Here is an 18,633-nt window from a genome sequence, read left to right as displayed (position 1 = left end):
ATATCGATGGTAAAAAGAGGCAGGATTTAAGCGATTTTTCTGCATGCATCTTTGCATCTCTTGGGTATAATCAGCGCGTTTTTATTCTGTAGAGATCCTGCCCATGGCAATGCTTGAGTACAATCCACCAACCGACCCTTGGATTGATGTCGTTTTTGAAGATGAGCAAATTTTGGCGGTAAACAAGCCATCTGGTTTGCTTTCTGTGCCGGGGCGTCTTGCTGAGCACTATGACAGCATGTGGAGTCGCTTAACCGAGCAATATCCAGACATTCAAGTCGTGCATCGTTTAGATATGTGCACTTCTGGCTTAATGGTTCTTGCTAAAAACAAGCGTGCAGAAAGTGCGTTAAAAAAACAGTTTCAATACCGATTGACGCATAAAATCTACTACGCACGTGTTTGGGGCCATATTGAACAAGAAGAGGGCGAGATCGATCTGCCTTTGATTTGTGATTGGCCGAATCGTCCTCTGCAGAAAGTATGCTTTGAAGATGGCAAACCCTCTAGGACGATCTTCCAAGTAGCGAAGCGAGAAGAACACCCTGATGGTTCAAAGACGACGATTGTGCGTTTATTGCCGATTACAGGCCGCTCACACCAATTGCGTGTTCATATGCAAGCGTTAGGTCACCCAATTGTGGGTGATGAGTTCTACGCAACAGAAGAAGCAAAAGCCTTCTCTGAACGTCTAGAGTTGCACGCCGCAGAGCTGAGCTTTTATCACCCGAAAACCGATTGGTTGCGCAGTATTTTTGTTCCTTGTGATTTTTACCTAGAAGCGGAAGAGATGATCTTTGACTATTTCAACCCAGCGCGTAAATTACCAGATTACAAAACACTGCCACGTCCATAAATTCATCTTTAGGCAGTGAACAAGGAGTTGTTATGTCACTGCCTAAAGTGGTCTTCCTCGACCGAGCGACCATCCCAGCCCAAATTCAAATACCTCGTCCAAGCTTTGCCCATGATTGGGTGGAATACGATCTGACTTCTCCAGAGCAAGTTGTTGAGCGTCTTGCTGATGCGGATATCGTGATAAGCAACAAAGTGGTGCTCGACCAATGTGTTCTCATTCAACTTCCTCACCTCAAGATGATTGCCGTCGCGGCAACGGGCTTTAATAACGTCGATGTAAACTATTGCGCCGAGCACAACATCGCGGTTACCAACGTGCGTGGCTATGCGACCCGCTCTGTGCCAGAACACGTTATCGCGATGCTGTTTGCTTTGCGTCGTAACTTGTTTGGTTATCACCAAGATATCGCTGCTGGCGAATGGCAGCGCAACAAGCAGTTCTGTTTCTTTACGCATCCGATTGGAGATGTTGCAGGCAGCACCTTAGGTGTGCTTGGCAGCGGCGCATTAGGTCAAGCAACGGCACAATTGGCAAAAGCATTGGGTATGAATGTGTTGTTTGCAGAACGTAAAGGTGTAACAGAGTGCCGAGAAGGCTATGTTTCTTTTACCGAGATGTTGGATCAAGCGGACGCTATCACGCTACATTGTCCATTGAATGATGAGACACATAATTTGATTGGTGAAGCGGAACTTAAGCAGATGAAGCCAACGTCTATTTTGATTAATACCGGACGTGGCGGCTTGGTGGATGAGCAAGCTTTGGTCGATGGGTTAAAGCAAGGTGAGATTGCTGGGGCTGGGTTTGATGTCTTTACCCAAGAACCCGCTGATGAAAGCAACCCGTTGATTGCCAATATGCATTTGCCTAACTTGCTACTAACGCCGCATGTTGCGTGGGGAAGTGATTCTTCGATACAGCGTTTAGCTGAGATTTTAATTGAGAATATTAACGCGTTTGATCGTGGTGAGAACCTCAATCGTCTAGCGTAATACTAGAAAATAGACATAAAAAAAGCAGACACAAAGGTCTGCTTTTTGCGTTCTTAAGTATTGAATTAGATTTCTTCTTCGTTCAAGGCTTTTAGAATTTGGAAAATTTCACGGTAAGATTTTGCTGGTTTACCGGCCTTCTTCTCTTTCGCTGCTTGGCGAGCAAGTTGGCGTAGACGTTGACGGTCTGCTTCTGGATAGAGCTCCATAACGTCATCAATTGCTTTGTCGCCCTCTTCGACTACACGATCACGCAGCGCTTCAAGCTTGTGTAGTGCCGCTGTTGCTTGCGAGTGTTTGTTGCGAACTTTGTCTAGTGCCGCTTGGATTGGCTCTGGATCTTCGTAACGCATTAACTTACCAATACGTTGCAGTTGACGACGGCGTGCTTCGTTTTTAAAGCGCTGCGCATCAGCAATTGCTTCGCGTAGGTCTTCGCTCAATGGAAACTTTTCGAGAGCTGCTGGCTTAAGGCCGACAAGCTCTTCGCCAAGCTTTTGCAGCTCTTCCATGTCGCGCTTCATCTCGGATTTACTTACCCAGATGATCTCTTCTTCTGGTTCCCATGGCGCTTTTTGATTCTTACGTGCCATTTCAGTTGCCTGTGTTTTGATTAATATTATGACTATTTTAACAAGAATCGTGGGGAGAAAGCGAAATTCTTGTTATTCTATTGTACATCGAATACATGATGTGAAAGACAATGGATATTAAACAGCAGGTTGCTGAGCAACGTACCGAGCTAGAACAAGCCGTTTCACGTGCACTAGAAATCGCTGCGGCGAAGTCTGATGCCGCTGAAGTCGCAATTACCAAGAGCACGGGTTTGAGTGTTTCCACTCGCATGGGTGACGTGGAAAACGTTGAATTCAACAGCGACGGCGCACTGGGTATTACCGTTTACCGTGGCCAACGTAAAGGCAGTGCTTCCACATCCGATTTGAGCGAAGCGGCTATCGAGCAAACGGTGTTAGCAGCATTAGACATCGCTCAATACACATCAGAAGATCCATTCGCGGGCCCAGCTCCGAAAGAATATATGGTGAAAGAGGTGCCTGATTTAGACCTTTTCCACCCAGACGCACCCGATCCAGATTACGCAGCACAAGTTGCGATTGCCGCTGAAAAAGAAGCACTTAACTACAGCGATGCGATTAAGCAAAGCGATGGTGCGAGCTATGACAGTCATTACGGCGTCAAAGTGTACGGTAACAGCCATGGCTTGTTGGCAAGCTACGCGTCAAGTCGCCACAGCACCAGCTGTTGTGTGATTGGTGTAGGCAAAAATGGTGAGATGGAGCGTGACTACAGCTACACCGTTGCTCGCCATCGTGACGACCTTTGGGCTCCTGAAGTGGTTGGCCGCAGTGCCGCAGAAAAAACCATCAGTCGCTTAGACGCTCAAAAGCTGAAAACGGGTAAGTACCCAGTCATGTTTGCTGCGGATGTAGCGACAGGTTTGATTGGCCACCTAGTGATGGCAATCAGCGGTGGTAACCTGTACCGTAAATCCTCTTTCTTACTTGATCACCTCGGCAAGCAAGTACTTCCAGAATGGTTCAATATTTCAGAGCGTCCACATGTCTTACGTGGCCTAGCTTCTAGTCCATTTGATAGTGAAGGTGTGTACACGCAAGATCGTGAAATCATCACCGATGGTGTACTCGCGACTTACCTGCTAACGAGTTATGCGGCTCGTAAAATGAAAATGGACCCAACTGGCCATGCTGGTGGTATCCACAACTGGTACGTGAAGTCGACGGGACAAAGTTTCGAGCAAATGCTGAAAGAGCTTGGCACAGGTTTACTAGTAACTGAAACCATGGGCCAAGGCGTGAACGTCGTGACAGGTGATTACTCTCGTGGTGCTGCTGGCTTCTGGGTAGAAAATGGTGAAATCCAATACCCAGTATCAGAAATTACCATTGCGGGTAACCTAAAAGACATGTTCAACCAAATTGTTGCCGTGGGTAGCGATGTGGAAACGCGTTCTCAAATCCAAACCGGCTCTATCTTGCTTGATACCATGAAGGTGGCGGGCGAATAATATCACCCCGCTAACCGCTAGATGCAAAAAAGCCTGATGTACTCATCAGGCTTTTTTATTGCTTGTTCATGGCAGTTTATGACATGAGATTAAATCAGCAGGGTCGCGAGGCCTAAGAAGACTGACAAACCAATCACGTCAGTGACCGTGGTCAGTGCCATACCGCCAGCCAAGGCTGGGTCGATGTTCATTTTCTTGAGTAGAATAGGGATGGTTACGCCGGCAACACCTGCTACAAAAAGGTTGGTCAACATGGCCGCAGAGATGATACCGCCAAGCATCCAGTTTCCTTTCCAAGCAACCACGATACCTCCGATGATCAGTGCCCACATGATGCCGTTAAGTAAGCCGATAGCGGCTTCTTTCAGCAATAGTTCTCGTTTGTTTGAATCACCAATATGACCAAGCGCTAAACCGCGGATCACCAGAGCGACCGTTTGGTTACCCGCAACGCCACCCATCGATGGAACAATGGTCATCAAGACGGCGATAGCCGCCATTTGCTCTAGTGTTGCTTCAAACATGTTGGATACTGAGGCTGCCGCTAGCGCTGCAAGTACATTGGCACCGAGCCAAATACTGCGCTTACGAGCGGATTTTACGACAGGTGCGAAGGTATCTTCATCGTCATCCATACCCGCCATACTCATCATTGAGTGTTCGGCATCTTCACGGATAACATCGACCACGTCATCGATGGTGATACGGCCAACTAGATGTTGGTTTTCATCAACTACAGGTGCAGATACCCAGTTACGACGTTCAAATAGACTAGCAACATCAGAGTCACTGGTATCTACGGTAATTGCATCGTCGGCATCTTCCATCACAGCACTGACTTTGACATCAGGTTGAGTGGTAATCAGTGTGGTAATCGGCAGTTCACCAATCAGCTTACTATCATCATCAATGACGTATAATGCATCGGTTGCTTCAGGCAGTTCGCCTTTCATGCGTAAGTAGCGCAGGACAACGTCCACATCCACATCACCACGAATGGTGATTACGTCGGTGTTCATCAATCCGCCAGCGGTATCCTCAGGGTAGGATAGCGCCGTTTCGACTCGTTGACGGTCAGCGGTGTCCATCTGGGATAGAACTTCACGTGAGACGTCGTCAGGCAAGCTACGCAGTACGTAAGCCACATCATCAGTGTCCATGCCTTCCGTCGCTTCTGCAAGCGCTTCTGGGGCCATTTTGGACACGAGACTGTCTTTGACGTCTTCGTTTAGCTCGTCAAGAATCTCACCGTAGTCTTCTGGGTCAGTCAGTTGCCAGAGTACTTCACGACTTTTACGTGGAGAGGCTTCTAAAAGGTGGGCGATATCCTCAGGTTCCATGTCCTGCAATTGGCGACGAACATGGACAAAGCGGCCGTTTTCCAGCGCTTCTGTGACTTCTTGGAGGGCTTGGTGAGCTTGGTCGAATTCTATTTGCTCTGCCATTCATTCCCCCTAATTCCTGATATTTACAATGCTTTGAATAATAACTTAATTCTAGGCACCTTTTAATAACAACTTATGAAAGTCGACAAAATTATTTATCGGAATTTAAGTAGGAAGGGGAAGCGATGTGGAATATTTGGGTGTTAAAAATAAAAAAGCGAGTGAATCACTCGCCTTCATCAAACTTATCTTCAATCAAATGACAAACCGCATCAAGGGCTTGCTCTGATTGATCGCCAGTGGCGTGGATCGTCACGTATTGCCCTTGGGCGGACTCAAGCATTAATAGCCCCATAACGCTATCAGCGGTGGCTGTTTTATCTTCTTCGTTGTCGATCGTAATGATCGCATCGTAGCTTTGTGCCAGTTCGACCAGTTTTACCGCAGCGCGAGCGTGAAGCCCTAAGCGGTTTTGGATCAATACCTTACGACTTAATTCCACCGTTATTCCTTAACGTTTTTTTCCAATGAAGTGTGGCGAATTTGTACCTGATGGCCTTTGTCAGCGAAGAACTCACCAATTTTTTGCGTGAGATACACTGAGCGATGTTTACCACCAGTACAACCAATCGCGACAGTTAAGTAACTGCGATTGTTTTTTTCTAGCAGAGGCAGCCAAGTCTCGATAAAACTTTCAATTTGATACTTAAGATCGAGTACAGATTGATGTTGCTCTAGGAAGGCTCCAATCGGGGCATCTAGACCTGTAAGAGGGCGCAATGCTGGTTCCCAATGCGGGTTTGGCAAGAAGCGCACATCAAACACGTAATCGGCATCAGAGGGTAGTCCATATTTGAAACCGAAGGATTCGAATACCATCACCAGATCTTTTCGATCTCGCCCTTCAACGCGCATACGTACGGTTTCGCTCAAGTCATGCAGGGATTGACCACTGCTGTTGAGCACTAAGTCCGCGTGTGCTTTTAAGGGCATCAGTATCTCGTGTTCTAACTCAATGGCTTGATCAAGAGATAAGGATTGAGCGCCAAGCGACAGCGGATGGATCCGTCTGGTTTCGCTGTAGCGTTTGAGTAAGGTCTCTTTGTTCGCATCTAAGAACAGCACCGTTACGTCTAACTCAGTTTTGAGTTTTTCGAGAGTGGTGTTCAGCTCTTTGAGTTTCTTTGGGATATTTCGAATATCGATACTTACGGCAACGTTCTGTTTACTGTCGGATACCGACTTTACAAACGCATCAAGCAAGTTAACTGGTAGGTTGTCTACGCAGTAATACCCTAAGTCCTCAAGTACGCGCAGGGCAACACTCTTCCCGGCACCGGAGTGCCCGCTAACAACAATTAATCGCATGGTGATCGCCTCGATTACTGATGAATCATAATGTCGTAGAGTTCTTCATCGCTCTGAGCTTTGCGCAGCATTTTTAACACTTGCTTGTCGCTCAAGCGTTCAGCCATAGAGGATAGTGTTTTGAGGTGTTCTTTGCACTGTTCTTCTGGAACCAGAAGCGCAAAGAGAAGGTCTACAGGTCGGTTGTCGATCGCATCAAACTCAATCGCTTCATCACATTGAAGTAATACGGCAATGGCTTTATCGCTGGATGACATTCTTGCGTGAGGGATAGCAATACCGTTGCCGATACCCGTACTACCCATCTTTTCTCTGCTGAGCATACACTCAAACAGTTCGGTTGAATCTTGGCCCGTGTTTTCAGCAACAATTTGGCTGATCATCTCTAGGGCTCGTTTCTTACTTGTACAATGGACTGCACTTTTGGTGCAGTCCAGTGACAGTATCTCGCTCAATTGCATGATTAATGACTGTTTAGTTTTTCTTTGTGCTTGTTAAGTTGACGAACTAATTTATCCACCAGCGAATCAATTGCTGCATACATACTTTCGTCATTCGATGACGCGTGGATTTCGCCCTGATTTATGTGAAGCGTAGCTTCCGCGATTTGGTTAAGTTTTTCAACTTTTAGTACAACTTGTATTTGGTTTATATGGTCGAAGAATCTATCGAGCTTCTGAAACTTTGATTGAACATAGTCTTGCATTGAATCGGTAAGATCAACGTGATGGCCTTGAATATTGATTTGCATAGACTTTCCTTTTCAGTTGGTGCCTTAAAGTAGGCGTTTACGCTGACTTGAAGGGGCGATACCCAAGGATTCACGATACTTCGCGATCGTACGTCTTGCGACTTGAATCCCTTGGTCAGCCAGAAGAGCAGCAATCTTGCTGTCACTCAATGGTTTAGCGGTATTTTCCGCTGCGACCAACTTTTTGATGAGCGCGCGAATTGCTGTGGACGAACATTCTCCGCCATTGTCTGTACTGACATGACTAGAGAAGAAGTACTTCAATTCAAAAATGCCACGTGGTGTGTGCATAAACTTCTGGGTAGTTACACGAGAAATCGTGGATTCATGCATGTCCACTGCCAATGCTACATCGTTAAGTACCATTGGTTTCATGGCTTCTTCACCATACTCGAAGAAATCTTGTTGATGTTCAACAATACATCTTGCAACTTTGAGAAGCGTCTCGTTTCTGCTTTCTAGGCTCTTAATCAGCCATTTTGCCTCTTGCAAATTGCTGCGAATATACTGGCTATCGGCACTGTTGCCTTTGCCCAGTTGCGCATATTGTTGATTTACTTTTAGTTTTGGGATGCTGTCAGGATTAATAGAAACCGTCCATTTGCCATGATCTTTAAAAACGGAAACGTCAGGAATAACGTATTCGGTATCATCTGGAGTAATACGGCTGCCAGGTCGAGGGTCCAATTGCTGAATCAGCTTTAACACTTCACGTAGGTCTGCTTCTTTCAGTTTGGTCTCTTTGATGACGAGCTTGTAATCGCGATTACCAAGATTATCGATATGATCGCTCAGCACCATTTTCGCTTCAGCGAGCCACGGTGTATCTTCTGGGAAGGTCGCTAATTGCAGTAATAGACATTCTTGAAGGTTGCGAGAGGCAACGCCAAGGGGGTCAAATTGCTGAATGCGTTTGCGAACGGCTTCGATTTCATCAAGTTCAACATCTTCGTTGTCGAAGCTTTCATGAATTTCTTCTGGAGAGAGCGTGAGGTAACCGTAGTCGTCAACCGCATCAATGATGGCTAACGCGATGGTGCGGTCGGTTTCGCTAAATGGCGTTAAGTCTAACTGCCACATTAGGTAATCGTGCAGCGATTCAGTGGTTTCACCTTGATAGACCGGCATATCGTCATCAAGCGCTAAGCCTGTACTGCCAGTGTTCGCGCTGTACACATCGTCCCAAGTGGTGTCGATTTCTAGCTCAGAGCTGATTTCAGATTTTTCAATCACGTCTGAGCTATCAGGAACATCAATCTCGGCAGTTTCATTGGCACTGTTGTCTGCAGCATCGAGTGCTGATTTGTCTTCACCATTTGCTTGAGGTTCTTCTTGGCCTTCTTCAACTTCCAATAAAGGGTTGGAGTCCAAGGCTTCTTGGATTTCCTGTTGAAGGTCGAGCGTCGACAATTGCAACAAACGAATCGCTTGTTGTAGCTGCGGCGTCATGGCTAACTGTTGACCTAGCTTGAGTTGTAATGAAGGTTTCATTCAGTGTTACTTACCTTGTAATGCTCAGAATCTTACCGTTCCTAATGTAATCATAGACGGAATTGTTCACCGAGATAAACTTGTTTCACCTGCTCGTTATTGAGAACCTCATCCGGAGTTCCTGAAGCAATAAGGTGTCCTTGACTTACGATATAGGCTTTTTCACAAACGTCCAAGGTTTCACGAACGTTATGGTCAGTGATTAACACACCAAGACCACGATCGCGCAAGTGTTCAATGATTTTTTTGATGTCGTTAACCGAAATTGGGTCAACACCCGCGAACGGTTCATCCAACAAAATGAACTGAGGGTTTGCTGCCAATGCACGAGCGATTTCTACACGGCGGCGTTCACCACCTGATAGTGCCATACCCGCACTGGTGCGTATGTGCTGTATGTGGAATTCTTCCAATAAATCTTCAAGCTTATCTTGGCGCTCTTCTCGAGTTAACTCTTGGCGAGTTTCTAGGACGGCCATGATGTTGTCTTCAACCGATAACTTACGGAATATGGAAGCTTCTTGTGGCAAGTAGCCGATACCTAGGCGCGAGCGACTGTGCATCGGTAGGATACTGATGTCTTGATCGTCGATAGTGATGATGCCTTCATCACGAGGTACCAAGCCGACAATCATGTAAAACGATGTGGTTTTACCTGCGCCGTTTGGACCCAACAGTCCCACAATTTGACCAGACTCGACTTCGAGGCTCACGTCCGTAACGACCTTGCGTTTCTTGTAGCTTTTAGCAAGATTCTTTGCGCTCAGTACTGCCATATTAGTTCTCGATTTGGTTCGGTTGCAGGATGGTGGTAACGCGCTCATTCTTCGAGCTGTCAGCAACAAGCTTCTGTTGACCAATTTGGTAGCGAATTGATGAGCCCTTGATGGTGTTACCGTCTTGGGCTAGCTGTGCTTGGCCTTTCATGGTCAATTCGTCAGTAGAGATACGGTAATCCAATTCAGTAGCTTGACCACTGAGTGTTTTACCATCGTCCATTAATTGAGAGAAAGTGGCAGGTTTACCAAATGCTTGAATTTGTTTGATCGCTTCCGTTTTCGGGTCACGAGTTACAACAATTCTGTCAGCATCGATATTGATGCTACCTTGCTTAAGAGATACATCACCTTTAAAGGTCACCTGGTTACTCTTCATGTCCACCTGCTGGGTGTCTGAATTAATGTAAACCGGCTGTTGCGTATCCGACTTAAGTGCCAACGCTTGTGGCGCTGCTAATACCAATGCCAATAGGCTAAGGTGTAACGGTTTCATATCGACCTTGAACTTCATCTGTCAGAGTCGCAGTGTGGGCTTTTAAGTTGCCTTGCATTGCGCCTCCGGTAGTTTCAAATTGTGGTCCAACCAACATTACTTGTTGATCGGCTTTAAAATCACGATTGCTTAAGTTGATGACCAGCTTGTCTGTTGCCATGGTGTCAAAGCTTGCGTCAGGCAATAAGTTTTGCATGAGAACTTTGTCGTATAACGTCAGGATCTGGTCTTCATCAAGTACTGCTCTTGTTGCAGTGACCTTCCACTCAACAACGCTACCTTCACGGTAAACCATCAGTGTTGGGCTATTAAAAATCGTATCTCCACTCTTGGCGTAATGATCCAAGCTGTTAGAGCGAATGATGTAACTGCGGACACCATTTTCACCATAAGTGATATTTTCTAGTCCAGTACCACTGAACATAGGCAGTTCTAAATTAGGTGCAACCTGTATATCTTCATCGCCTTTTGGTGTCAGCAAATAATAACCACACCATGCGACAACGAAGATCAGGAGCAAATAAATAAGGCGAGTAAAACTCATAAAATAAAGGCCTTTATCTTAGCTCAGTACTTCCCTGACCATTGCCTTAATCTGTTAATCAAATTGTGTAAACATTTGTTGATGGATGGATTACATCACACCCGCTTTCAACAAATCGTGCATATTCAGCGCACCAACAATCTTGTTGTTGTCGCACAAGATCAGAGCATTGATGTTTTTATCTTGCATAAGATTCAAACCCTCGACAGCTAACATTTCTGGATGAGCCGTTGTTGGGTTTTGAGTCATCACTTCACCGATTGCTGTGGTGTGAATATCAATACGTTTATCCAAAGTACGACGCAAGTCACCATCAGTGAATATACCAAGCATAGCATCGTGCTCATCGACAATCGCGGTCATCCCTAAGCCTTTCTCTGAAATCTCAAGAAGTGCGTCGCGAATCAATGCATCTGGCGCAACTTTTGGTAGTGCATTACCAAAGTGCATAATATCAGACAGCTTGAGCAGCAATTTTCTTCCCAACGCACCACCAGGGTGTGATAGAGCGAAGTCTTCTGCAGAAAAACCACGAGCTTGAAGCAGGGCAACGGCAAGAGCATCGCCCATGACCAAAGTTGCTGTTGTGCTGCTCGTTGGTGCAAGACCAAGTGGGCAGGCTTCTTGCGGAACGGTGATTTGCAAATGCATATCCGACAATTTGGCCATGTTCGACTCAGGCTTGCCTGTCATGCTGATAATTTTGATGTTCAGACGTTTCAATACTGGGAATAGAGATAAAATCTCGTGAGACTCACCAGAGTTAGAAATCGCAATGACGATATCGCCTTCACTGATCATTCCTAGGTCACCATGCGCAGCTTCACCAGGGTGAACAAAAAACGCGGAGGTGCCTGTACTTGCAAGGGTAGCAGCAATCTTGTTGCCAATGTGACCTGATTTGCCCATCCCCATAACAACGACTTTGCCATTATTGGAAAGAATCAATTCGCAAGCTTGTTCAAACTGCGCATCAAAATACTGGTCCAGTTGTTGAAGTGCGGTCACTTCAATATCAAGAACTTGTTTAGCAGCAGCACGAAAATCAAATTGAGTGGACATATCAGAGCTCCAATTTGTCTTTACTTATTATGTTATTAAGCGGCCATGTTTGCGAATAGGTACACTTGGTAGCCTAAGAAACACACAAACAGGATTGAACCTTCTAAACGGTTGATACTGCGAGATTTACCAAGACACATTGCCACAAGCAGTAGCGATACGCCGAGCATAACCCAAAAGTCACGACCCATCGCAAATTCACTTAGCATTGAAGGATTGATGATGCCCGGTAGGCCCATTACCGCCAAAATGTTGAAAACGTTTGAACCGATGATGTTACCCACAGCCATATCGTCTTCGCCCTTTAGAACGCCTGCTAGAGATGCAGCAAGCTCCGGTAGGCTAGTGCCGATAGCAATGATAGTAAGGCCGATAACGAGATCACTCATACCAAAGTGTTTTGCAATGATGACGGCGTTGTCGACTAACATGCTTGCTGCCAAAGGTAGAAGTATCAGACCGATCACAACCCACATAACGGCTTTTGGATTACTTACACCTTCAGGGACTTCTGATTCTTGTTCATCGACAAAAGCATCACCCGCTTTTTGTTCTTTGCGGCTGATTTGCAACATGGCAAATAGGAACGCAGCAAAGAGTACAAACAGCAATACGCCTTCGTAGAAACCTAGGTGGTTATCCCAAAGTAAAATACCAGCCAGCACGGTTACTGCTATCATCAATGGCAATTCTCGACGAACCACAGCAGAGCTGATGGAAAGTGGTTTGATGATGGCGGTGATACCAAGAATTAAAGCGATGTTGGCGATGTTCGAGCCAAGAACGTTACCGACAGCTGTGTCGGTTTTACCGTCCCATGCTGCGGTTGCAGAAACCATCATTTCTGGCGCAGAAGAACCCATCGCCAAAATGGTCATGCCGATCACTAAAGGTGAAATACCGACGTTGCGGGCCAGAGCTGCAGAGCCAAAAACAAGTTTATCTGCACTCCATACAAGTATAACAAGACCGACGATAAGCAACGCTACGGCTTCGAGCATGATGATTCCTAAGTAATAAAAATAAGTGAAATGAGTAACCGCTAATTTTGACCTTTCACAGCCAAAAATGGAAGATAAACAACAAATAAATTAAAGGTTAGTAACGAAATTGTGTTTAATTGTTGCTCGATCGCGTGTTGTATTTGATACCGCTTATCTGGAGTTGAATTTAAACACCTTCCTTTGATTTCGTCATATTTTATGAAGAATTGCTTGAATTTGGTCGGCTTTATTTAATTGAACAGTGCTTTTAATTCAAGTTCAATGTGCTTATGATTGCAGCCTAATAAGTGTACCGAAGTCACTTTAGGATATTCTCGACGTAATATCTTGAAAACAATCGGGGTTGAGTTGGCTGATGACTCTGTGAGTCAAACTCACAAACAGTAGAAGAGATAGTATGTCGAACAACGATTTAGTTACCGTTAACAATCTCACTTTTTCACGAGGCGAACGTAAGATCTTTGATGGCGTTGATTTACACGTGCCAGAAGGGAAAGTGACGGCCATTATGGGGCCATCGGGGATCGGTAAAACGACACTGTTACGCTTAATTGGCGGTCAGTTGTACCCCGAACAAGGTGAGATCTGGTTTGATGGCGATAACATTCCAGCACTCTCACGTAAGAAGCTTTACCATGCTCGAAAGAAGATGAGCATGTTGTTCCAATCAGGCGCTCTGTTCACGGATTTGAACGTTTTCGATAATGTTGCCTTTCCTTTACGTGAACATACAGAACTCTCTGAAGAATTTATCCGTACTATGGTGCTGCTTAAGCTTGAAGCCGTAGGTCTACGTGGTGCCGCAAAGTTGATGCCAAGTGAACTTTCTGGCGGTATGGCTAGGCGAGCTGCTTTAGCACGCGCGATTGCGCTCGATCCCGACCTTATCATGTATGATGAACCGTTTGTTGGTCAGGATCCGATCACCATGGGCGTATTAGTTGAGTTGATCAGTAATTTGAATCGAGCGCTAGGTCTGACTTCGATTGTCGTTTCACACGATGTACCAGAAGTGATGAGTATTGCGGATTGGGTTTATTTGATGGCCGATGGCAAAATCATTGCTTTTGGCACGCCACAAGATCTGAGAGACAATCCAGATCCACGCGTGCAGCAATTCTTGTTGGGTGATGCGGATGGTCCGGTACCGTTCCGATTTCCCGCTCAAAGTATCGAAAAGGATTTATTTGATGGTCGATAGTTTTATTCAATTTGTCGCTTCATTAGGAAGACGCACGTTGGCCATCTGTGAAGCCTTTGGCCGTGCGACACTAATGTTGGTTGGTGCTTTGGTAACCCGACCACAACCGGTCAAAAACTTCCCGTTATTAGTGAAGCAGCTTTACTCCGTTGGTGTGCAGTCTCTGGCTATCATTGTCGTATCGGGTTTGTTTATCGGCATGGTGTTGAGTTTACAAGGCTATGTCGTGCTGGTGGACTACGGTGCGGAAGGCAGTCTCGGGCAAATGGTCTCTCTATCGCTATTGCGTGAGCTAGGGCCTGTGGTAACCGCCTTGTTATTCGCTGGGCGAGCTGGGTCTGCATTAACCGCAGAAATCGGCTTGATGAAAGCCACTGAGCAGCTTTCGAGTATGGAAATGATGGCGGTAGACCCGCTTAAACGCGTTATCGCTCCTCGTTTTTGGGCAGGTGTGATTTCCATGCCACTGTTGGCGATGATCTTCATGGCTATTGGTATCTGGGGCGCTCAAATTGTTGGCGTTGATTGGAAAGGCGTTGACCACGGTAGTTTTTGGGCGGCAATGCAGTCGTCAGTAGAATTAGGCCAAGATATTGGTAACAGCATGATCAAATGTATCGTGTTTGCGATTACCGTTACTTGGATCGCTCTTTTTAATGGCTATGACGCGATTCCGACTTCGGAAGGGATCAGCCGAGCAACGACGCGCACGGTAGTGCATTCTTCTTTAGCAGTACTGGGACTAGACTTTGTACTGACCGCATTGATGTTTGGGAATTAATCATGCAACAAACACGTAAAACTGAATTATGGGTTGGCAGCTTTGTATTGGCAGGAATTTGCGCGATTCTTGTGATGATTTTTCAGGTTGCTGACGTAAAAAGCATTGGCTCTGGCAATACTTATACCCTGAAAGCTGAGTTCGATAATATTGGTAGTTTAAAAGTTCGTTCACCAGTGAAAGTTGGCGGCGTTGTGGTTGGTCGTGTGAGTGATATTACACTTAACCCTGAAAGCCTACTTCCAATTGTGAGCTTGTCGATTAACAGTCAATACAATCAATTCCCAGAAACTTCTAGTTTACAAATTTTGACTTCTGGATTGATTGGCGAGCAGTACATTGGCTTAGTTCCGGGTTTCATCTTTGATGATGAAGAAATGTTAGTTGATGGTGATACCATCGAAGACACCAAGTCTGCCTTAGTTTTAGAAGACTTAATTGGACAGGTGCTATACAGCATCGGTGGCTCCGGCGATTCTGGCAACACAAGTAAGGAATAACCCATGTTCTCTAGATTATTACTTTCTTTCGTAGCGGCATTTACTGCTTTTGGTGCAGTGGCGGCAGAAGTAGATAAAACTCAGCCTTATCAAATGATGAGACAAGTTGCGGAAGTGACATTTGATCGTTTGAAAGCTGAACAGCCACAAATTAAGCAAGATCCAAATTTGCTTAAGACTATCGTTGAAGAAGAGCTGATGCCTTACGTCAACGATCGCTATGCGGCATTAAAACTGCTTGGTCCGAACTTAAAAGGCGCGAAGCGTGAAGACGTTGGTGAGTTTATTAAGGCATTTCGTTCTTACTTGGTGACGTCTTACGCACAAGTCTTAACACAATACACAGACCAGCAAATCGAGTTTGGCCCTGAACCTAAGTTAGACCCATCTAAGCGCATTACAAGCATTAAAGTAGATATCATCGACGCTCCGCGTCCGAACATCAAACTTGAGTTTAAATTGCGTAAAGATAAGAAAACCGGTGAATGGTTAGCATTCGACATGGTTGCAGAAGGTATTAGCTTACTTTCAAGCAAGCAATCGGAGTGGAATACAAAGATTCGTCAAGACGGTATCCTTGCGGTAGCAAAAGATCTTGAAAAATTGGCGGCACAGCCAATTCGTTTCGAGGCAGCAAAGTAATGGCGCAGTCTCATTCTCAGTGGCATTTACAATCAGATATTCTTAAGCTTACAGGGGCGTTGGATCGAGATACAGTGCCTTCTTTGTGGGCCGTTGCGCAGCGATGGCAGCCATCTCAAACCGAGCTAGAATGCTCGTTAGAAGAGATTGAGCGCGTCGACTCTGCGGGAATGGTGATGTTAATCCACTTATTAGAGCATGCAAAAAAACAAAACTGTCATATAATGCTCAGTTTCGTGCCGGCGCAATTGCGCACTTTGTTTCAGCTGAGCAACGTTGAATCTTTAGTGGCCAAACATATACAGAATTATCAGGGGTAAATTGTGGATAGCGCAAAAGTACAACAGTTACTAGAAGAAGCACTAAACCTTCAAGAAGTGCATGTAAAAGGTGAAGGTAGCCACTATGAGGTGGTTGCTGTTGATGCTTGTTTCGATGGAATGAGCCGCGTTAAGAAGCAGCAGTTAATTTACGGTCCTCTGATGGATTACATCCAGCGTAACGACATTCACGCGCTATCGATTAAAGCGTTCACTCCAGAAGAGTGGGCTCGTGATAAAAAGCTAATGTCGCTTTAAGGTTTATTGATGGAAAAGTTTCGAGTTATTGGGTCAGATAAACCACTGGTTGGTGAAGTGACCATTTCAGGTGCAAAAAACGCAGCACTGCCGATTTTATTTGCGTCTATCTTGGCTGAAGAGCCAGTAGAGGTGGCGAATGTGCCACACCTTCGTGATATCGATACTACTATGGAACTGCTTAAGCGTTTGGGCGCAAAAGTAAGCCGTAATGGTTCTGTTCATGTCGATCCAAGCAGCATCAACGAATACTGCGCACCTTACGACTTGGTGAAAACCATGCGTGCATCAATCTGGGCACTTGGTCCGCTGGTGGCTCGTTTTGGTAAAGGTCAAGTTTCTCTACCTGGTGGCTGTGCGATTGGCGCTCGTCCTGTTGATTTACATATCACAGGTCTAGAGCAGCTTGGCGCAACGATTACACTAGAAGATGGTTACGTAAAAGCAGAAGTGGACGGTCGTCTAAAAGGCGCTCACATTGTGATGGACAAAGTGAGTGTTGGTGCAACGATTACTATCATGTGTGCGGCAGCGTTAGCGGAAGGTACCACAACGCTAGATAATGCAGCGCGTGAACCTGAAATCGTTGATACAGCAGACTTCCTAAACAAGCTTGGCGCAAAAATTTCAGGCGCGGGCACAGACACCATCACTATTGAAGGTGTTGAGCGTTTAGGTGGCGGTAAGCACAACGTTGTGGCTGACCGTATCGAAACGGGTACGTTCCTTGTTGCTGCGGCTGTTTCTGGCGGCAAAGTTGTGTGTCGTAACACCAACGGTCACTTGTTAGAAGCGGTACTTGCGAAGCTAGAAGAAGCGGGCGCATTAGTAGAGACTGGTGAAGACTGGATTTCTGTAGATATGACGGACCGTGAACTGAAAGCGGTAAGCATTCGTACTGCCCCACACCCAGGTTTCCCGACTGACATGCAAGCACAATTCACGCTATTAAACATGATGGCGAAAGGCGGCGGCGTAATTACTGAAACGATCTTTGAAAACCGTTTCATGCACGTACCTGAACTGATGCGCATGGGCGCAAAAGCGGAAATCGAAGGCAACACAGTCATCTGTGGTGACGTAGATTCTCTAAGTGGTGCGCAAGTAATGGCCACTGACCTACGAGCTTCGGCAAGTTTGGTGATTGCAGGTTGTATCGCGAAAGGCGAAACCATCGTTGATCGTATTTACCACATCGATCGTGGTTACGACAAAATCGAAAATAAACTGTCTGCTCTTGGCGCAAATATTGAGCGCGTGAGTGAGGCGGGTTAAACTGCATCGCAGTTGACTTCGATATAAAGAGAGCCGAAACTCAGGTTTCGGCTTTTTTATGTCGCGCTCTCTTTCATAGCTGATGACTATGTCCAAAGAACCAACAATAGCTGTATCTGGCGTAAAGCCGGTTCCTGGAGAACAACAATGATTGCACTATTACGTGTATTTGCTGTCGCAATTTTCGCAATTGTGATGTTTATTGGTGGTTGTGGTTACTGCCTATTAAGTCCTCGAAATCCTAAGCACGTTTTCACTTTTGGCCGCTTGTTCGGCAAGATGTCTCGTGTGTTCGGAATCAAATTAGAATTACGAATTCCTGAAGATGCTTACTCTCGTGGTCAGCATGTTTACATCGCGAACCACCAAAACAACTGGGATTTGTTTACTGTATCTTCAGCAGTGACACCAAAAGTCGTGACGGTAGGTAAAAAAAGCTTAGCGTGGATGCCACTATTTGGTCAGCTTTACTGGCTAACGGGTAACATTTTAATTGACCGTGGTAACCGTTCTAAAGCTAAGGGCACTATTGATCAAGTAGTTGATAGCATTAAGCAGAGTGACGTTTCAGTATGGATGTTCCCAGAAGGGACGCGCTCACGTGGCCGTGGCTTACTGCCATTTAAAACCGGCGCATTCCATGCTGCTATCGGCGCAGAGGTGCCAATCATTCCGATCGTGTGTAGTTCAACTGATCACATTAAATTGAACCGTTGGAATAACGGTCATGTGATCATTGAAATGCTGCCACCAATCAGCTCTGAAGGCTATGGCAAAGAAGGCGTTCGTGAACTTGCAAACACCTGTCGCGATCAAATGAAAGCGAAGCTAGAAGCGCTGGATGAAGAAGTAAAACAGCGTAATGCCGCTTAAATTGAAAT

The 18,633-nt window shown here is 45.8% G+C and carries 23 protein-coding genes; 11 read left to right on the top strand and 12 right to left on the bottom strand.

Going from position 1 to position 18,633, the window contains the following annotated elements; all coding sequences use genetic code 11:
• Positions 1–103 precede the first annotated feature (103 nt).
• Both rluA and OQJ86_RS11605 read left to right on the top strand, forming a co-directional pair.
• Positions 104–856, top strand: coding sequence for a bifunctional tRNA pseudouridine(32) synthase/23S rRNA pseudouridine(746) synthase RluA (rluA, locus tag OQJ86_RS11610; RefSeq protein ID WP_038879703.1), 753 nt, complete (start codon positions 104–106; stop codon positions 854–856).
• A 32-nt stretch (positions 857–888) separates the two neighbouring features.
• Positions 889–1,851: a D-2-hydroxyacid dehydrogenase gene (locus OQJ86_RS11605; RefSeq protein WP_265987803.1), complete on the top strand. Its 963-nt coding sequence runs from the start codon at positions 889–891 to the stop codon at positions 1,849–1,851.
• 65 nt (positions 1,852–1,916) lie between these two features.
• Here the strand turns inward: OQJ86_RS11605 and yjgA are convergent, their stop codons facing one another.
• The gene (gene yjgA / locus OQJ86_RS11600; protein ID WP_038864526.1) at positions 1,917–2,444 is read right to left on the bottom strand and encodes a ribosome biogenesis factor YjgA; all 528 of its coding nucleotides are present in this window, start codon (positions 2,442–2,444) and stop codon (positions 1,917–1,919) included.
• Positions 2,445–2,554: 110 nt separating this feature from the next.
• Here yjgA and pmbA point away from each other — a divergent pair, with 110 nt between their 5' ends.
• Complete coding sequence (gene pmbA, locus OQJ86_RS11595; protein WP_038864524.1) at positions 2,555–3,898, top strand: metalloprotease PmbA; 1,344 nt, start codon at positions 2,555–2,557, stop codon at positions 3,896–3,898.
• Positions 3,899–3,987: 89 nt separating this feature from the next.
• Here pmbA and mgtE read toward each other — a convergent pair whose 3' ends face one another.
• The 11 genes from mgtE to OQJ86_RS11540 all read right to left on the bottom strand — a co-directional run bounded on the left by mgtE (position 3,988) and on the right by OQJ86_RS11540 (position 12,772).
• A complete protein-coding gene (gene mgtE / locus OQJ86_RS11590; protein ID WP_038864521.1) occupies positions 3,988–5,343 on the bottom strand; it encodes a magnesium transporter in 1,356 nt (451 codons plus the stop codon).
• Positions 5,344–5,509: 166 nt separating this feature from the next.
• Positions 5,510–5,785: an HPr family phosphocarrier protein gene (locus tag OQJ86_RS11585; RefSeq protein ID WP_038879700.1), complete on the bottom strand. Its 276-nt coding sequence runs from the start codon at positions 5,783–5,785 to the stop codon at positions 5,510–5,512.
• A 2-nt stretch (positions 5,786–5,787) separates the two neighbouring features.
• A complete protein-coding gene (gene rapZ / locus OQJ86_RS11580) occupies positions 5,788–6,651 on the bottom strand; it encodes an RNase adapter RapZ (protein ID WP_038864517.1) in 864 nt (287 codons plus the stop codon).
• A gap of 14 nt (positions 6,652–6,665) precedes the next feature.
• The gene (gene ptsN / locus OQJ86_RS11575) at positions 6,666–7,112 is read right to left on the bottom strand and encodes a PTS IIA-like nitrogen regulatory protein PtsN (protein WP_038864515.1); all 447 of its coding nucleotides are present in this window, start codon (positions 7,110–7,112) and stop codon (positions 6,666–6,668) included.
• A gap of 2 nt (positions 7,113–7,114) precedes the next feature.
• Positions 7,115–7,402 (bottom strand): ribosome hibernation promoting factor, encoded by a 288-nt coding sequence (gene hpf, locus OQJ86_RS11570; RefSeq protein ID WP_038864512.1) that lies wholly within the window; start codon positions 7,400–7,402, stop codon positions 7,115–7,117.
• Between the two features lie 24 nt (positions 7,403–7,426).
• Positions 7,427–8,893 (bottom strand): RNA polymerase factor sigma-54, encoded by a 1,467-nt coding sequence (locus OQJ86_RS11565; protein ID WP_265987802.1) that lies wholly within the window; start codon positions 8,891–8,893, stop codon positions 7,427–7,429.
• 50 nt (positions 8,894–8,943) lie between these two features.
• Entirely contained in the window at positions 8,944–9,669 is a 726-nt protein-coding gene (lptB, locus tag OQJ86_RS11560) for an LPS export ABC transporter ATP-binding protein (RefSeq protein WP_038864508.1), read from the bottom strand.
• 1 nt (position 9,670) lies between these two features.
• Entirely contained in the window at positions 9,671–10,165 is a 495-nt protein-coding gene (gene lptA, locus OQJ86_RS11555; RefSeq protein ID WP_038864506.1) for a lipopolysaccharide transport periplasmic protein LptA, read from the bottom strand.
• A complete protein-coding gene (lptC, locus tag OQJ86_RS11550) occupies positions 10,146–10,709 on the bottom strand; it encodes an LPS export ABC transporter periplasmic protein LptC (RefSeq protein WP_038864505.1) in 564 nt (187 codons plus the stop codon). Before lptC ends, lptA begins: the two co-directional genes overlap by 20 nt.
• Positions 10,710–10,799: 90 nt before the next feature.
• Positions 10,800–11,771 (bottom strand): arabinose-5-phosphate isomerase KdsD, encoded by a 972-nt coding sequence (kdsD, locus tag OQJ86_RS11545; RefSeq protein ID WP_039975700.1) that lies wholly within the window; start codon positions 11,769–11,771, stop codon positions 10,800–10,802.
• A gap of 35 nt (positions 11,772–11,806) precedes the next feature.
• Entirely contained in the window at positions 11,807–12,772 is a 966-nt protein-coding gene (locus OQJ86_RS11540) for a calcium/sodium antiporter (RefSeq protein ID WP_038864502.1), read from the bottom strand.
• 400 nt (positions 12,773–13,172) lie between these two features.
• Between OQJ86_RS11540 and mlaF the strand changes: the two genes are divergently transcribed.
• The 8 genes from mlaF (at position 13,173) to OQJ86_RS11500 (ending at position 18,625) form a co-directional block, all read left to right on the top strand.
• Complete coding sequence (gene mlaF / locus OQJ86_RS11535; RefSeq protein ID WP_038879697.1) at positions 13,173–13,976, top strand: phospholipid ABC transporter ATP-binding protein MlaF; 804 nt, start codon at positions 13,173–13,175, stop codon at positions 13,974–13,976.
• The gene (gene mlaE / locus OQJ86_RS11530) at positions 13,966–14,757 is read left to right on the top strand and encodes a lipid asymmetry maintenance ABC transporter permease subunit MlaE (protein ID WP_038879694.1); all 792 of its coding nucleotides are present in this window, start codon (positions 13,966–13,968) and stop codon (positions 14,755–14,757) included. The genes mlaF and mlaE overlap by 11 nt, the downstream gene beginning before the upstream one ends.
• A gap of 2 nt (positions 14,758–14,759) precedes the next feature.
• Positions 14,760–15,257 carry an outer membrane lipid asymmetry maintenance protein MlaD gene (mlaD, locus tag OQJ86_RS11525; RefSeq protein WP_038879692.1) on the top strand — a complete coding sequence of 166 codons (498 nt, stop codon included), beginning with the start codon at positions 14,760–14,762 and terminating at the stop codon, positions 15,255–15,257.
• Positions 15,258–15,260: 3 nt separating this feature from the next.
• Complete coding sequence (mlaC, locus tag OQJ86_RS11520) at positions 15,261–15,899, top strand: phospholipid-binding protein MlaC (protein ID WP_038864496.1); 639 nt, start codon at positions 15,261–15,263, stop codon at positions 15,897–15,899.
• A complete protein-coding gene (locus OQJ86_RS11515; protein WP_038864494.1) occupies positions 15,899–16,219 on the top strand; it encodes an STAS domain-containing protein in 321 nt (106 codons plus the stop codon). Before mlaC ends, OQJ86_RS11515 begins: the two co-directional genes overlap by 1 nt.
• Positions 16,220–16,222: 3 nt before the next feature.
• Positions 16,223–16,477 carry a BolA family iron metabolism protein IbaG gene (gene ibaG, locus OQJ86_RS11510; RefSeq protein ID WP_005432865.1) on the top strand — a complete coding sequence of 85 codons (255 nt, stop codon included), beginning with the start codon at positions 16,223–16,225 and terminating at the stop codon, positions 16,475–16,477.
• A 9-nt stretch (positions 16,478–16,486) separates the two neighbouring features.
• Positions 16,487–17,752 carry a UDP-N-acetylglucosamine 1-carboxyvinyltransferase gene (gene murA / locus OQJ86_RS11505; RefSeq protein WP_038864493.1) on the top strand — a complete coding sequence of 422 codons (1,266 nt, stop codon included), beginning with the start codon at positions 16,487–16,489 and terminating at the stop codon, positions 17,750–17,752.
• A 147-nt stretch (positions 17,753–17,899) separates the two neighbouring features.
• Complete coding sequence (locus tag OQJ86_RS11500) at positions 17,900–18,625, top strand: 1-acylglycerol-3-phosphate O-acyltransferase (RefSeq protein WP_038864490.1); 726 nt, start codon at positions 17,900–17,902, stop codon at positions 18,623–18,625.
• Positions 18,626–18,633 lie beyond the last annotated feature (8 nt).

Source organism: Vibrio sp. Sgm 5 (genome assembly GCF_026241575.1).
GTDB lineage: Bacteria > Pseudomonadota > Gammaproteobacteria > Enterobacterales > Vibrionaceae > Vibrio > Vibrio jasicida.
The sequence above is the reverse complement of the archived record's forward strand: the minus strand, read 5'-3'. Positions and strand labels throughout refer to the sequence as shown.

Excerpts from the sequence above, each read along its gene's own strand:
- rluA (WP_038879703.1), top strand. The coding sequence starts at position 104 with ATGGCAATGCTTGAGTACAATCCACCAACCGACCCTTGGATTGATGTC.
- lptA (WP_038864506.1), bottom strand. The coding sequence starts at position 10,165 with ATGAAACCGTTACACCTTAGCCTATTGGCATTGGTATTAGCAGCGCCA.
- ptsN (WP_038864515.1), bottom strand. The coding sequence starts at position 7,112 with ATGCAATTGAGCGAGATACTGTCACTGGACTGCACCAAAAGTGCAGTC.
- OQJ86_RS11515 (WP_038864494.1), top strand. The coding sequence starts at position 15,899 with ATGGCGCAGTCTCATTCTCAGTGGCATTTACAATCAGATATTCTTAAG.
- mgtE (WP_038864521.1), bottom strand. The coding sequence starts at position 5,343 with ATGGCAGAGCAAATAGAATTCGACCAAGCTCACCAAGCCCTCCAAGAA.
- mlaE (WP_038879694.1), top strand. The coding sequence starts at position 13,966 with ATGGTCGATAGTTTTATTCAATTTGTCGCTTCATTAGGAAGACGCACG.
- OQJ86_RS11565 (WP_265987802.1), bottom strand. The coding sequence starts at position 8,893 with ATGAAACCTTCATTACAACTCAAGCTAGGTCAACAGTTAGCCATGACG.
- mlaD (WP_038879692.1), top strand. The coding sequence starts at position 14,760 with ATGCAACAAACACGTAAAACTGAATTATGGGTTGGCAGCTTTGTATTG.
- murA (WP_038864493.1), top strand. The coding sequence starts at position 16,487 with ATGGAAAAGTTTCGAGTTATTGGGTCAGATAAACCACTGGTTGGTGAA.
- mlaC (WP_038864496.1), top strand. The coding sequence starts at position 15,261 with ATGTTCTCTAGATTATTACTTTCTTTCGTAGCGGCATTTACTGCTTTT.
- pmbA (WP_038864524.1), top strand. The coding sequence starts at position 2,555 with ATGGATATTAAACAGCAGGTTGCTGAGCAACGTACCGAGCTAGAACAA.
- lptC (WP_038864505.1), bottom strand. The coding sequence starts at position 10,709 with ATGAGTTTTACTCGCCTTATTTATTTGCTCCTGATCTTCGTTGTCGCA.
- hpf (WP_038864512.1), bottom strand. The coding sequence starts at position 7,402 with ATGCAAATCAATATTCAAGGCCATCACGTTGATCTTACCGATTCAATG.
- mlaF (WP_038879697.1), top strand. The coding sequence starts at position 13,173 with ATGTCGAACAACGATTTAGTTACCGTTAACAATCTCACTTTTTCACGA.
- OQJ86_RS11605 (WP_265987803.1), top strand. The coding sequence starts at position 889 with ATGTCACTGCCTAAAGTGGTCTTCCTCGACCGAGCGACCATCCCAGCC.
- rapZ (WP_038864517.1), bottom strand. The coding sequence starts at position 6,651 with ATGCGATTAATTGTTGTTAGCGGGCACTCCGGTGCCGGGAAGAGTGTT.
- OQJ86_RS11540 (WP_038864502.1), bottom strand. The coding sequence starts at position 12,772 with ATGCTCGAAGCCGTAGCGTTGCTTATCGTCGGTCTTGTTATACTTGTA.
- kdsD (WP_039975700.1), bottom strand. The coding sequence starts at position 11,771 with ATGTCCACTCAATTTGATTTTCGTGCTGCTGCTAAACAAGTTCTTGAT.
- OQJ86_RS11500 (WP_038864490.1), top strand. The coding sequence starts at position 17,900 with ATGATTGCACTATTACGTGTATTTGCTGTCGCAATTTTCGCAATTGTG.
- lptB (WP_038864508.1), bottom strand. The coding sequence starts at position 9,669 with ATGGCAGTACTGAGCGCAAAGAATCTTGCTAAAAGCTACAAGAAACGC.
- yjgA (WP_038864526.1), bottom strand. The coding sequence starts at position 2,444 with ATGGCACGTAAGAATCAAAAAGCGCCATGGGAACCAGAAGAAGAGATC.